The following is a 13,292-nucleotide window of genomic DNA, read 5'->3' on the forward strand; positions in this document are numbered from 1 at the left end:
TGCCGAGTTTGATCAGATCATGAAACACCTCCTGGATGGAGCCGCACCTAGGGTTTGGTCCCTTCTGGTGACGATGTTCGGCGATCTGGCGATTTCGCCCGAGACCCGGTTGAGCGGGGCAAGTGTCAACGCGATCACGGCCACCATCGGAATCAAACCCGAGGCAACCCGCGTCGCCTTGCACCGCCTTCGCAAGGAAGGCTGGATCGAAAGCCACCGGACCGGGCGTCAGTCGCGCTATGGGCTGACAGAACAGGGGCGTAGCGAAACCAACGCGGCATGGTCGCGCGTCTATGGCCCCGCCCCCGAACAGGCGCAGGCCTATATGGTGATGGACGACCCCACAGCCCTAGGCGACGCGGCTCCATTGCGCGCGTCTGCACACACCGTTCCCGTCGCACCGCGCATCCATGTGTCGCGCAACGCCGAATGGTCAAAGTCGCAATGGGCGGTGCCGCTTCCCTTGTCACACCCGGTGCCGCAATGGGTCGCAGACAAGCTCTGCCCACCCGAGGTGCAGGTGGCATCACAGACACTTTACGCACGTTTCGCAGCATTGCGGGACAACAGGCGGTTGGACGAGCTGACATTGCTGCAACGCACGGCGCTTCGCGTGGTCATCGTACATGAATGGCGCCGTTTGATCCTGCGGGTTCCAGCCTTTCAGGACCTGCTGTTTTCCGACAAATGGCTTGGGTTACAGGCCCGCAGATCAGTTCATGACCTGCTCACGCGGTTGCCGTCCCCAAACCTGACAGAGCTTGAATCAACGATAGACGCATCCTGATGCGTGTCGGGCCACGCGTTTAATCAGGTGTGGATCGCAGGCACCGTGACTCATCATAAAGGTGCATGTGGCGATGCATGTGCCTAAATTATGACCACTCGGGACGGCTGCCGGCCCGCGCGTTCATGAAATCAGACGATCCTGCTTTTTATCCGCCAAGTTTTTCTAAACGCTTTGGAAAACGCTGTGCTGCGCGTAACGTGCGCAGGAACAAACTGGTAGGGACAATGTTTGATCTGCTGATCAAAGAGGCAGTTTTGCCTGACGGGCGTGGCCCGGTGACACTTGCGATCAAAGACGGCACAATCGCCGCGATTGGTCATGACATACCTGACGACGCCATCGAGGTGATCGACGCACAGGGGCAACTTGTCTCTCCGCCGTTTGTCGATCCGCATTTCCACATGGACGCGACGCTGAGCCTTGGTCTGCCACGGTTGAACCAGTCGGGCACCTTGCTTGAAGGGATCGCGCTTTGGGGCGAATTGAAGCCGATGCTGACGGTTGATGCAGTGGTCGACCGCGCGCTGCGCTATTGCGATCTGGCAGTGTCCCAAGGTCTGTTGTCGATCCGAAGCCATGTCGATGTGAGTACCGCGCCGCTGACCGGGGTCGAGGCGTTGCTTGAGGTCCGAAAGAAGGTGGCCTCCTATATCGACCTGCAACTGGTGGCCTTTCCGCAGGACGGTCTGTTTCGCGCTGACGGGGCCGAGGACAACCTGCTGCGCGCGCTGGACATGGGTGTCGACGTGGTGGGCGGCATCCCGCATTTCGAACGCACGATGGAAGACGGTGCGCGGTCGGTGAAACGGCTCTGCGAGATCGCGGCGCATCGGGGATTGCCGGTTGATCTGCATTGCGACGAAAGCGATGATCCGATGTCGCGGCATGTGGAAACGCTGGCAGCGGAAACCACGCGACTGGGTCTTGGCGGGCGTGTCGTTGCCAGCCATGTCACCGCGATGCATTCCTACGACAATTACTACGCGTCCAAACTCATCCCGTTGATCGCAGAGTCCGGCATGCATGTTGTGCCAAACCCGCTTATCAACATCACGCTACAAGGGCGGTCTGATACCTATCCGCGCCGCCGCGGCCTGACCCGTGTGCAGGAACTGCGCGCGGCCGGGGTCAACGTGGCCTTCGGGCAGGATTGCACGATGGACCCTTGGTATCCGCTGGGATCGGCAGACATGCTCGACGTGGCACATATGGGGGTGCATGCCGTGCCCATGACCTCGCGCGAGGCGATGGCGTGGGCATTCCAGTCGGTCACTTTGGGCGGCGCGGCGGCGATGGGTCTGCCCGATCCAACCCTACGGATCGGCGGACCGGCGAACATGGTGCTGCTTCAGGCGCGCGACCCGATCGAGGCAGTGCGCCTCAAGGCGACGCGGTTGGCCGTCATCCGGGGCGGCAAGGTTCTGTCGCGCACCGCACCGCGCATTGCACAGCTTTCACTGCCGGGGCGACCCGACAGCGTGAACCCGGCGGAGTATGCACCGCCGCAAGACACATAACCCAAACCCAACACAGAGGATGCTGCCATGACCCTGACCCCAAACCGCCGAAGCCTGCTTGTCGGCGCTGCCGCGACCTTGGCCTTGCCTGCCTATATCCGCCGCGTGAACGCGCAAACCGTGGTCAAGGTGGCGGGTGTCCATGCCTCTCCGGTCGAGAACGCGTGGAACAGTCGGATTCACATTGCCATGCAGCAGGCCGCCGAGGCCGGGCTGATCGAGTACGAATTCTCCGAAGGCGTGGCCGCCACCGACTACCCCCGCGCGATGCGGGAATACGCGGAAAGCGGTGCGCAACTGGTCTGGGGGGAATCCTATGCCGTGGAACGTGAAGCGCGCGAAGTGGCGGCAGATTACGCTGACACCGCGTTTCTGATGGGGTCGTCCGGGGGCCCGGAAGGTGACAATTTCGGCGTCTTCGGCACCCGCAACCACGAAGCGGCCTATCTGGCGGGGATGCTCGCGGGCAAGATGTCGGAAAGCAATGTCTTCGGATCGGTCGGTGGCTATCCTATTCCCGAGGTCAATCTGCTGATCAACGCGTTCCGCATGGGGGTAAGCGAGGTGAACCCCGACGCAACCTTCCTCAACGGTTTTATCGGTGCCTGGTTCGATCCCGCCCGCGCGCAGGAGGCGGCGATTGCCCAGATCGATGCAGGTGCGGACATCCTGTTCGGGGAACGCATCGGGACCGCCGACGCGGCACAAACCAAAGGGGTCAAGGCCATCGGGTCACTGATCGACTACACGCCGCGTTACCCCGAAACCGTGTTCGCCAATGCGATCTGGAACTATGGCCCGACGATAGAGGCCATCGTGGCCGATGTCACTGCGGACAACCCGGTGGGACGCGACTACACCGAGTACTCGTTCATGAAGTATGGCGGCAACGACCTGATCTATGTCGACAGCATGGTGCCTGGCGATGCCGTGCCCGCGATGGACTCAAAACGCGCGGCCATTCAGGCAGGTGAGTTCGAAGTGCCGATCGATGCAAACGAGCCTGCCTGATCGTCTGTGACGGACGCAACGGCCCTTGCCGCTGCCATTGCTGATGGGCGGGTGTCTGCCCGCGAGGTGATGGCAGCCAGCCTTGCCCGTGCGCGGGAAGTTCCCGGTGTCTTGGCCCGCGTGCTGACTGACGACGCCGCATTGGCTTTGGCCGAAACGGTCGCGCCCGGGCCATTTTCCGGCGTGCCATTTCTGGGCAAGGATCTTGGCTCTGCCGCATGTGGGCTTGGCATCGCGGCGGGTGTTCCAGCTTTGCGGCTTCGTACAGAAAACCCATCACAGGACAGCGCGATCTTCGAACGGTTCCGCGCGGCGGGGCTGGTGCCTTTCGGCCTGAGCAGCGTGCCCGAGTTCGGCCTTGCCCTGACCACGGAACCGCGCGGCATGCCGCCCGCCATCAATCCGTTTGATCCATCGCTCTCGGCGGGCGGGTCGTCCGGCGGGGCCGCATGTGCCGTCGCCAGCGGAGTGGTTGCCATCGCCCATGCAACCGATGCGGCGGGGTCAATCCGTGTTCCTGCGGCCTGCTGCGGGCTCTGGGGATTGAAACCGTCGCGTGGGGCTGTGCCGACAGGTCCGGATTTCGGCAATCACCTCATAGGTCTCACGAGCGAAGGGGTGCTTGCCCGCAGCTTGCGGGACGTGACAACCGCGTTTCATGCGGTCACGCGAACACGGCCCACAAGAGCCCCTGTCTTGGCCAAACGCATCAAAGTATGTATCCCGGTCGACACGTCACCAGAAACCGTCAAGGAGCTTCGGGACATCGCCATGCAGCTGTCCACGCATGGCCACGACGTGACAGACATGCCGGCACCAAGCCTCCTCGCCACCAACTGCGACCGCCTCACGCGCACGATCCTGACCGTGTCGCTGGCAGATTGGGTTGATGTCTTGGGCCTCCGAGAACCGGACATTACACCCATAGCTGCCGCCATCGCACAGGAAGGCCGCGCGATGACTGGAGCATCGGTATTCGCGGCCACAAGAGACTTGGTCCGGCTGAGCCACGAGACCAACGCGCTTTTCACCGAATGTGATGCGATCCTGATGCCAGTCATGTCGGGGCTTCCGCCAAAAACTGGAAGCTTCCCCGATACGGAAACATCGCCCCAGACGCGCTTTGATCGCATGGCCCGGATTGCCCCGATGGCGACGATCGCCAATGTCGCGGGACTACCTGCGCTGGCCTTCCCGGCGGGCTTTGCCAACGGCCTGCCCATCGGCGCGCAACTTCTGGCACCGCAGGGAAAAGACGCCGATCTGCTGGCGCTTGCCACCTGTCTTGCCCAATGTGTCGACATTCCGTTTCCGCACCCAATTGCCGGACTGCCCAAATGACCGCTGTTCTTGAACTTTCCAACATCACCAAGCGGTTCGGCGCGCTGACCGCAAACGAGGACGTGTCGCTGCATCTGGGACAGGGCGAAATCCTTGCCCTTCTGGGTGAAAACGGCGCTGGCAAGACGACGCTGATGAACATTCTCTTCGGCCATTACAACGCCGACGAAGGCGAGGTGCGGGTGTTCGGCGAAACCCTGCCCCCCGGCAAACCGCGCGCGGCGATTGCCGCAGGAGTCGGGATGGTACACCAGCATTTCACGCTGGCGGGCAACCTGACGGTTCTGGAAAACGTCATGCTGGGGTCTGAACCTTTGGGCCGTCTGCGCTCTGACACGGCGGCGGCACGCGAAAAGCTGATGGCGATTTCCGACCGATTTGGCTTGCCGGTGAACCCGGACAGAAAGGTGTCACGCCTGTCGGTCGGGGAACGGCAACGGATCGAGATCCTCAAGGCGCTTTACCGCGATGCGCGTATCCTGATCCTTGACGAACCCACCGCCGTTCTGGCGCGGCCAGAGGCGGAACGCCTGTTTGAAACCCTGCGCGGTATGACGAAAGACGGGCTGTCGCTGATCTTTATCAGTCACAAGCTGCACGAGGTCATGGCCGCCTCTGATCGTGTGGCTGTCCTGCGCGGCGGCAGAATGGTCGCGGAACGCAAAACGTCCGAGACATCCTCCGCCGAGCTGGCCGAGCTGATGGTCGGTCGCAAGGTGGAACGCCCCGTGCGCGAAGACCAGACCATCGGTGCGCCGGTGCTGGTGGCGGATCGCGTCACCGTGGCCGAGGACGGCGAGACCAAGCTGGACGATGTGTCCTTCACCGTGCATGCGGGCGAGATCCTTGGCGTTGTCGGCGTGTCTGGCAACGGTCAGGGCGCTCTTGGGGCGCTGCTCTCGGGGCTGATGCATCCGATCCAAGGCACGCTGACGCTGAATGACGTCGATGCGGGCAATCTTGGACCACGCGGGTTGATCCAGGCCGGGGCCGCGCGGGTGCCCGAAGACCGGCATGCCGAAGGCGCTGTGGGCGAAATGACCGTCTGGGAAAACGCGGTGCTTGAGCGATTGCGCAGTCCGCAGTTTTCCAAGTCGGGCTTTGTCCGGCAATCCGCCGCGCGCGCGTTTGCTGCTGACCTGATCCAACGCTTTGACGTGCGCGGCGCCAATCCTGACACGCGCATCCGGTTGCTGTCGGGCGGCAACATGCAAAAGCTGATCCTTGGCCGCTGCCTTGCCACCGGGCCACGGTTCCTGTTGGCCAACCAGCCGACACGCGGTCTGGACGAAGGGGCGATTGCGGCGGTGCATGCCGAGCTTTTGGCCGCGCGGGCCGAGGGGGCGGCGATCCTGCTGATCTCGGAAGAACTTGAAGAGGCTGTGCAATTGTCGGACCGGATACAGGCCATTGTAAAAGGACGGCTGTCACATCCGGTTACAGCGGACGAGGCCGATGCGCGGCGGTTGGGGTTGATGATGGCAGGCGTTTGGGACGAAACTGATGCGGCTTGAACGGCGAGAGCATGTGCCCTTGACGCTGGTGGCCACGGCACCTTTGGCCGCGATCCTTGCTGCCTTGCTGCTGGCCGCGGGACTCATCGCAGCTGCCGGGGTCAACCCCTTGACCGCCTATGTCGAGATGCTGCGCGGCGCTTTGGGGTCGCGCCTTTCGATCACGGAAATGCTGACCCGTGCCACTCCGCTGATTCTGACTGGGCTTGCCGCCGCCGTGGCCTTTCGCGCCCGGCTCTGGAATATCGGCGGAGAGGGCCAGTTCTATGTCGGGGCGTTGACCACCGCGTGGATCGGCCATTCGCTTACCTTGCCCGGCCCCATCGGGATGGCGGTTCTGATGGTCTGCGGGATGGCGGCAGGGGCGCTGCTGCTGGCTGGCCCTGCGTTCCTGCGATTACGCTTTGGTGTCGACGAAGTGGTCACGACGCTCCTCCTCAACTTCATCGTGATCCTGTTCGTGGGCCTGATGATCGAAGGTCCGCTGCGCGACCCTTTGGCCTTTGGCTGGCCGCAATCGGTGCCGGTGGAGGGCGATTACCGCCTGCCTGATCTGGTGCCCCGCACACGGCTGCATGTCGGCCTGTTGGTCGCCATCGCGGCGGCGGGCGTGGTCTGGGTTGTCCTGACCCGCACCGTGTTTGGCGTTGAAACCCGCGCCGCTGGCCTGAATGCCCGTGCTGCCGCGTTTGCGGGCATTTCCCTGCCCCGCACGATCATGGGCGTGGCGCTGGTGTCCGGGGCGCTGGCTGGCCTGGCGGGGGCGGTCGAAGTGATGGGCGTCACGGGAGGTGTGACGACAACCATGTCACCGGGGTTTGGCTATGCCGGGATTGTCGTTGCGATGCTTGCCGCGTTGCACCCGGCGGGCGTGGTGGTGGCGGCGATCTTTGTGGCGACGGTATTTGTCGGCGCAGACGCCATGAGCCGCGCCACGGGTGTGCCGAGTTTCATCGCGGACGTGATCGTCGCGCTGTCGTTGCTGACCATGTTGGTGGCTTTGCTTTTTACAACCTACAGGCTGCGCCGATGATCGAAGCACTGGAGATCTTGACCAATACAAGCCTCTGGGCCGCCGTGCTGCGTATTGCAACACCGCTCATTTTCGGCGTTCTCGGGGCGCTTTTATGTGAACGCGCAGGGGTTCTGAACCTTGGGATCGAAGGTATCATGACGATGGGCGCGATGGCCGGGTGGCTGACCGTGTACCTTGGCGGTGACCTGTGGATGGGGCTTGTGATTGCGGCGGCAAGTGGCGGTCTGATGGGGTTCCTGCACGCTGGTCTGACCGTACCCTTGGGGCTGTCGCAGCACGTTTCCGGGCTTGGCATCACGCTTTTTGCGTCGGCCTTGTCGTACTACTTGTACCGCCTGATCGTACAAGTCGGTGAGACTCCGCCGACCATCGAACCGTTCAAACCGTTGGACATTCCCGGCCTGTCGGACCTGCCGGTCCTTGGCCCGATCCTGTTCAGCCAAACTGCACCCACCTATCTTGCGCTGATCTCGGTCGCGGTGCTGGCCTATGTCTTGGCGCGCACGCCGCTTGGACTGGCGATCCGCATGACGGGTGAAAACCCCCACGCGGTCGAGGCCCAAGGGTTGAACCCGAACGCGCTGCGCATCGGAGCCATCGTTGCCGGTTCGGCGTTGATGGGGCTGGGCGGCGCGTTCCTGACCACCGCGGCGTTCAATTCGTTCTTCCCGGAAATGGTGCAAGGGCGCGGCTGGATCTGTATCGCGCTGGTGGTGTTTGCGTCGTGGCGACCGGGCAAGGCGTTGGTTGGCGCGTTGTTGTTCGCGTTTTTCGATGCCTATCAGTTGCGTTTGCAGAACGTGGTCGACGGCGTGCCGTACCAGTTGTTCCTGATGGCGCCTTACGTCTTGTCCATCGTGGCGCTGATCCTTGTTGCCCGCCGGGCCGAGGTGCCAGAGGCGCTGATGGCCCCCTATCGGCGCGGCGAGAGGTAGGGTCAGGCGAAGACCACGCCATCCATCAGCTTGCGCGCGGTGCGCAGAACGGCGGCGGATGTGACTTCTCCGGTGTCGGACACTTGCGCAATGATGCTGGTCTCTCCGATCGGATGTTCGATGGGCATTCGTTTTTGCGCGCCATTGGGCACCTGTGCCAACCCTTCGGCCACTGATCCCGGCAACAGGCACGCCGTCGCCACGCTGACCGCGCCCAGCACCCCGATAGAGGCATGGCAGCGATGTGGAATAAACGTCCGGGTCGAGATCACGCCACCCTGTTTCGGCGCGCTGATCAGCGTCATCTTGGGCACGGTCTTTTGCGCGACGTCGCCAAGGGTCATCAGCGGACCACAGGCAAGGCGGATCGCTTCAAGTCGGGACTTGAGCGTTTCGTCTTGGTCCAATGCGTCGCGGTCTTCGGTGCCTGTGATCCCAAGGTCAGCAGCACGCAACAGGACCACCGGCATGCCGTTGTCGATCATCGTAACGTCGATGCCTTCGACACGATCCAGCGTGGTCCCTGTCGGCAGCAACGCACCACAGGTCGAACCCGCGGTTCCGACAAACTCCAACGGAACGGGGGCTGCCGTTCCCGGCACGCCATCAATCGCTGCATCGCCAGCATAGGTCGGTGCTCTGTTCGGCGTCTGAACCGTGGCGATGGCTGTCTGGCCGGTGTTCTGCATGTAAATCGTCACGCGCGTCTGCCCGTCCTGCGCCGCGACAAGGCCGCGTTCGATGGCAAAGGGTGCGACACCAGCAAGGATATTGCCGCAGTTCTGACCGTCGGACACCATCGGCTGATCGACTGCGACCTGAAGAAACAGGTAATCCACGTCGATGCCGTCACGGTCCGACCGTTTCACAACCGCCACCTTGGAAGTCAGCGGATCGGCCCCACCCATTCCGTCAATCTGGCGGGGATCTGGGCTTCCCATGACCCGCAGCAGAAAGGCCTCGCGGTCTGCGGGCAGCTCCCCGGCAAGGAAATAACCACCCTTGGAGGTGCCGCCCCGCATCCACATGCAGCGGACTCCGTCATTCATTCGTCAGATCCTTTTCCATCGGTTGTTCGCGCATCTGGAAAATGTCGGGGACAAGTTCAGTCACATCGTTCGCAACCCGCGCTTCGGCGGCCAGGCCGGGAATGACGCACCATCATCCTGAACGCGAGTCAAAGTGCCCCGGAGTTGATCCATTCATCAAGCTTCTGGCGGCTGACCTCAAAGTGCATGCTGTCCTCGCGTCCCCAAGACGCCCCCCAGACCCATCCTTCACTTCGAAAGAAATCGGCCAGAATGGTAAGCCCCAGTTGCGTCTTGCCATCGCCAAGCGTGTCGAGAACGCCATCGATGTTCAGATCGACGGCCAAGCCGAACGCGTGCGTCGATGCCCGGCCACGCGTGCCGCGAATTTGGCGCACACAAAGCGAACCCGCAGTGTCGATACGGGCATAGAGGTCAGGATCGGTGACCCGGATTTCTTCGAACACCCTCCGAAGGGAATCGGCGGCAGGTTTGAGCATGCGAACACGGATGGGCCCCACCTCTTCAAGCACCAGCTTGCTTGCCAGACGGGGATTGGTCATCTCTTCGCAATTGTCGGACATGACTTCACGCGGAGGGCCAAAAACCCGTGTCAGATATGTTGGTCCTGCAATGGTCAGCCCGTCATTCACGTTGCGACGATTGGCGATCAGCACAACTTGCGCATAGGCATCAATAATTTCGTTTTCACCGTCTTGCCGAAAGCTTTCTGACCCATCAGACGGGGCCATGCCCAGATTTCGACCCGGCGCAGTTGTCAGTGGGGCGCGTGACGCAGCGGCGGCGACCTGGGACAGTTCTTTGGTCAGGTCTTCCATGCGGATTTGCAGATCCTCAACCTGCTGGCTGAGCATCTCAATCTCGATCCGCGCACCGGAATCTATCGCGGAGCCTGCAAACCCTTCCTCCTGAAACAGCTTGGGAACGAAGATCCAGATGATCGGTGCAAGGATGATTGCAATACTCAGGATAATCGCCGGAACCAGGCGCATGAAACAATTTCCCAACCAAAAAATATCCATCCGAGTTAACCGGATTCCCCCTTTCAAGCCAAGGATAAACCGCCACTGTCCTTAAGATGTGCGCCCCATCCCACGAAGGTGCCCCGATCTGGGCCGGGCATGGCGCGCAAGCGAACTGTCTTTTGGCACTGGCGAAAAAAAGGTCTTTCGGGGGAAGGAATAACGCGAGCTTTGTGCAGATTGACCTGTCAAAACCATTGCCGCCTTGTCTGAGCTAAGCTACTCTTACTGCATCAAAGCTTTTTCATTCGAGGACATGCATTACAATGTCGTACATTCGAACAGTTTCCATCCTGTCCCTTGCCATCTCACTGTGCGTCGGCACGGTGCATCACGCTTCGGCGCAAGACGCGTCCGGTGCGGGGATGACCGCCGAGCAGATCACCGAAGCCTTTGAAAAGCAGAAAACACGCGGGCTTGTTCTTGTGCCTTCGGGCGAGGCGGCGGCCGCCACCACCGAAACGGCAACCACCACCGTCGCACCGACAGAGACCGCCTATTCAGAGGTCGAAAAATCCGATCAGGTGAACATCAAGATCAACTTCGACTTCGACAGCGCAACGCTTCGAGACGACCAGAAACCGCAACTGGCCACGTTGTGCCAGGTGATGAAATCGGTCGATGTTCAGCTTTTCCAGATTGTTGGGCACACCGACAGTTCGGGGTCTGCCTCGTATAATGAAAACCTGTCCTTGCTGCGCGCCAAAGAGGTCAAGCGGCATCTGGTCAATGAATGTGGGATCGCGGACAACCGTCTTGAAGCCATCGGAATGGGCGAAAGCGTTCCTTACAATGCTGCTGACCCACGCAGCGATGACAACCGACGCGTTGAATTTCAAGCACTTGGCTAATGACTTCGGTCACATTCTGAACCCGGAGACATTATGACCGATAGCCGTCCAGGAGACCTGTTTCAGCCTGGCGATCTGGTGAATAACACCTACCGCGTCGAAGCAATCCTTGGACGCGGAGGAACGTCTGACGTTTATCGGGCGCGGTCCGAGATTTCCGGTCGGCTTGTTGCGCTGAAGGTGCTCAAGTCCGAGTTTTCCACAAACGAAGATTATCTTTTGCTTCTGACCCGTGAAGAAGCGATGCGTGAAATCCGGCATGATGCCATCGTGCGGTACTCTGAAAACCATCGCACTGCGGACGGCCATGTTTATCTTCTGATCGACTATATCGATGGCCCCGGCCTTGATAAAAAGCTCAAGCAGGGGCCGATGTCGGCGGATGATCTGTTGACCATTTGCAGACGCGTCGCCGAAGGCCTGCAAGCCGCGCACGAACGCAACATCTTTCACCGCGATCTGTCTCCGGACAACATCATCCTGCGCGACGGCGATCCCGCCCAAGCGGTGATTATTGATTTCGGGATTGCGAAAGACACCAATCCGGGTGCGGAAACCATCGTCGGCAACGAATTCGCCGGTAAGTACGCCTATGCCGCGCCGGAACAACTGGCTGGCAAGACCGACGCACGCACTGATATCTATTCGCTCGGGGCATTGCTTCTGGCAAATTTCCGCGGCAAATCCCCCGACATCGGGCGAAACCCGATGGAGGTTGTTCAGAAGAAATCTGAAAAGCTGGACACAGATGGCGTCCCGGAGCCGCTCAAGTCCTTGCTGGACAAGATGACCAATCCGAACCCGGATGAGCGGTTCGACAGCGCAGCCCAGGTTTTGGCGGCGCTGGACGGTGAACCCTTTGATCTGCCGAAATCCGACACGCTTTCGGATGAGACAGTAATTGTCCCCCTGTCCGCCGCCGCAAAATCCGCCGCCAAAGCAGAGCCGGTTACAGCGCCCCCTGCCCCAGAGCCCGCAAAAAAGACCGCCGCAAAGCCAAAGTCCGACAGCAAGAAAAGCGGCATGGTGATCCCGGTTGCGATTGGCGGCGTCCTCGTTGCAGGAGTCGCCGGCGCGTTTGCAATGGGGCTGTTCTCGTCCGCTCCCAGCATGCCCGTCGCTGATCCCTACCGGCTGTCCGTGGCCAAAGCCAAAGACAGCCCGCCCCGCGCCGTTGGATTTGTCCCGGCCGAAGACGTAGCCTCTGAACTGCGCCAGCAGATGCAGGATCAGGACGGAACCTTTGATCTGACCCTTGCATCCGGTGCAATCTCGGAAAGCTGGGGTCAGGACATGCTGGCGGTTGTTGATGCCATCGACGAGATGGACATTTGGCGGGTGTCCCTTTCGGGCGACACGGTCGAGGTTGAAGGATCGACCACAAGCAGACCGGTCTATGACACCGTTCTCGCGGCGTTTGATGCCGGTGTGATGGGGTCACTTGACGGAGAGCCGTCCTTGACCCTTGACGAGGTCATCCTTGCCCCCCAGCAGCTTGACCCGATCCTTAACACCTATGCCGATTGTGGGCCGCTGAATTTGGTCAATCGCCCCATTGCGGGGTATGGCCCCGAGAGCCCGATTGACGTGCGTGGCACAATGTCGAGCGAAGAAAGCCGATCCGCTTTGTCCAACGCCATGAGAACCGTGGTGGGAACACGGCCGGTTCGCATTGATGTGGATATCTTGAATCCGACGCTCTGCCTGATCGAGAGCGTGATGCCAAAGGCCCCGTCCAGCACAATCGACGTCGCCTTTTTTCAAGGTGACGGTGGCAGCAATCCCAACCCGACGGGAGAATTTGTGGTTGGCGAAAACCCGGTGATCGACATTGAATTGCCCGCAGATGTCACGGACGGGTTTCTTTCGGTTTCCGTGCTCGACGTCTCGGGGGATGTCTTTCATCTCTTGCCGAACCTCAATCGGTCCGACAATTCCGTTGAAAGCCTGCGTGACGGGCAAGACGGTGCCACGTCAATCCGGGTGGCCTATTCGATCCAGGAAGCACAACAAACCGGGGGTCTGGCGTTTCGGGTCGACGATTCCACGCTGGGGAAAAGCAAGATCATCGTCATTCACTCGAGCGAGCCGCTGTTCAATGAAATGCGCCCGACAAGTGAATCTGCGCTAAGCTATTCGGAAGCGTTGCTCGAGCAGGACCGGAACGCGTCTTCGCGTATCTATTCACTCGACAGTCGAATTCTGGAAACGCTGGCGCGGTAATCC

At 60.9% G+C, this 13,292-nt stretch carries 11 protein-coding genes; 9 read left to right on the plus strand and 2 right to left on the minus strand.

The window, feature by feature from the left end; genetic code table 11:
* The first annotated feature begins 19 nt into the window (after positions 1-19).
* The 7 genes from ACTIEN_RS16975 (at position 20) to ACTIEN_RS17005 (ending at position 8,144) form a co-directional block, all read left to right on the plus strand.
* Positions 20-787 carry a PaaX family transcriptional regulator C-terminal domain-containing protein gene (locus ACTIEN_RS16975; protein WP_439524336.1) on the plus strand — a complete coding sequence of 256 codons (768 nt, stop codon included), beginning with the start codon at positions 20-22 and terminating at the stop codon, positions 785-787.
* A 227-nt stretch (positions 788-1,014) separates the two neighbouring features.
* Positions 1,015-2,307, plus strand: coding sequence for an amidohydrolase family protein (locus ACTIEN_RS16980; RefSeq protein ID WP_439524337.1), 1,293 nt, complete (start codon positions 1,015-1,017; stop codon positions 2,305-2,307).
* Positions 2,308-2,334: 27 nt separating this feature from the next.
* Entirely contained in the window at positions 2,335-3,318 is a 984-nt protein-coding gene (locus ACTIEN_RS16985; protein ID WP_439524338.1) for a BMP family protein, read from the plus strand.
* 6 nt (positions 3,319-3,324) lie between these two features.
* Positions 3,325-4,659 (plus strand): amidase, encoded by a 1,335-nt coding sequence (locus ACTIEN_RS16990; protein ID WP_439524339.1) that lies wholly within the window; start codon positions 3,325-3,327, stop codon positions 4,657-4,659.
* On the plus strand, positions 4,656-6,173 hold the full coding sequence (locus tag ACTIEN_RS16995; RefSeq protein ID WP_439524340.1) for an ABC transporter ATP-binding protein: 1,518 nt from the start codon (positions 4,656-4,658) through the stop codon (positions 6,171-6,173). The genes ACTIEN_RS16990 and ACTIEN_RS16995 overlap by 4 nt, the downstream gene beginning before the upstream one ends.
* On the plus strand, positions 6,163-7,206 hold the full coding sequence (locus ACTIEN_RS17000; RefSeq protein ID WP_439524341.1) for an ABC transporter permease: 1,044 nt from the start codon (positions 6,163-6,165) through the stop codon (positions 7,204-7,206). Before ACTIEN_RS16995 ends, ACTIEN_RS17000 begins: the two co-directional genes overlap by 11 nt.
* Complete coding sequence (locus ACTIEN_RS17005; protein WP_439524342.1) at positions 7,203-8,144, plus strand: ABC transporter permease; 942 nt, start codon at positions 7,203-7,205, stop codon at positions 8,142-8,144. The genes ACTIEN_RS17000 and ACTIEN_RS17005 overlap by 4 nt, the downstream gene beginning before the upstream one ends.
* Positions 8,145-8,146: 2 nt before the next feature.
* Here the strand turns inward: ACTIEN_RS17005 and ACTIEN_RS17010 are convergent, their stop codons facing one another.
* Together ACTIEN_RS17010 and ACTIEN_RS17015 are read right to left on the minus strand one after the other, a co-directional pair.
* Entirely contained in the window at positions 8,147-9,193 is a 1,047-nt protein-coding gene (locus ACTIEN_RS17010) for a 4-oxalomesaconate tautomerase (RefSeq protein ID WP_439524343.1), read from the minus strand.
* Positions 9,194-9,321: 128 nt separating this feature from the next.
* Entirely contained in the window at positions 9,322-10,185 is an 864-nt protein-coding gene (locus ACTIEN_RS17015; RefSeq protein ID WP_439524344.1) for a M15 family metallopeptidase, read from the minus strand.
* Between the two features lie 296 nt (positions 10,186-10,481).
* Here ACTIEN_RS17015 and ACTIEN_RS17020 point away from each other — a divergent pair, with 296 nt between their 5' ends.
* The gene (locus ACTIEN_RS17020) at positions 10,482-11,066 is read left to right on the plus strand and encodes an OmpA family protein (protein WP_439524345.1); all 585 of its coding nucleotides are present in this window, start codon (positions 10,482-10,484) and stop codon (positions 11,064-11,066) included.
* A 33-nt stretch (positions 11,067-11,099) separates the two neighbouring features.
* Complete coding sequence (locus ACTIEN_RS17025; RefSeq protein WP_439524346.1) at positions 11,100-13,289, plus strand: serine/threonine-protein kinase; 2,190 nt, start codon at positions 11,100-11,102, stop codon at positions 13,287-13,289.
* The last annotated feature ends 3 nt before the right edge of the window (positions 13,290-13,292 follow it).

Source organism: Marivita sp. (genome assembly GCF_051859345.1).
Classification (GTDB): Bacteria; Pseudomonadota; Alphaproteobacteria; order Rhodobacterales; family Rhodobacteraceae; genus Marivita.

What these genes read in the sequence shown, in the direction of transcription:
- ACTIEN_RS16975 (WP_439524336.1), top strand. Translation starts at nt 20, where the DNA reads ATGAAACACCTCCTGGATGGAGCCGCACCTAGGGTTTGGTCCCTTCTG.
- ACTIEN_RS16980 (WP_439524337.1), top strand. Translation starts at nt 1,015, where the DNA reads ATGTTTGATCTGCTGATCAAAGAGGCAGTTTTGCCTGACGGGCGTGGC.
- ACTIEN_RS16985 (WP_439524338.1), top strand. Translation starts at nt 2,335, where the DNA reads ATGACCCTGACCCCAAACCGCCGAAGCCTGCTTGTCGGCGCTGCCGCG.
- ACTIEN_RS16995 (WP_439524340.1), top strand. Translation starts at nt 4,656, where the DNA reads ATGACCGCTGTTCTTGAACTTTCCAACATCACCAAGCGGTTCGGCGCG.
- ACTIEN_RS17000 (WP_439524341.1), top strand. Translation starts at nt 6,163, where the DNA reads ATGCGGCTTGAACGGCGAGAGCATGTGCCCTTGACGCTGGTGGCCACG.
- ACTIEN_RS17005 (WP_439524342.1), top strand. Translation starts at nt 7,203, where the DNA reads ATGATCGAAGCACTGGAGATCTTGACCAATACAAGCCTCTGGGCCGCC.
- ACTIEN_RS17010 (WP_439524343.1), bottom strand. Translation starts at nt 9,193, where the DNA reads ATGAATGACGGAGTCCGCTGCATGTGGATGCGGGGCGGCACCTCCAAG.
- ACTIEN_RS17015 (WP_439524344.1), bottom strand. Translation starts at nt 10,185, where the DNA reads ATGCGCCTGGTTCCGGCGATTATCCTGAGTATTGCAATCATCCTTGCA.
- ACTIEN_RS17020 (WP_439524345.1), top strand. Translation starts at nt 10,482, where the DNA reads ATGTCGTACATTCGAACAGTTTCCATCCTGTCCCTTGCCATCTCACTG.
- ACTIEN_RS17025 (WP_439524346.1), top strand. Translation starts at nt 11,100, where the DNA reads ATGACCGATAGCCGTCCAGGAGACCTGTTTCAGCCTGGCGATCTGGTG.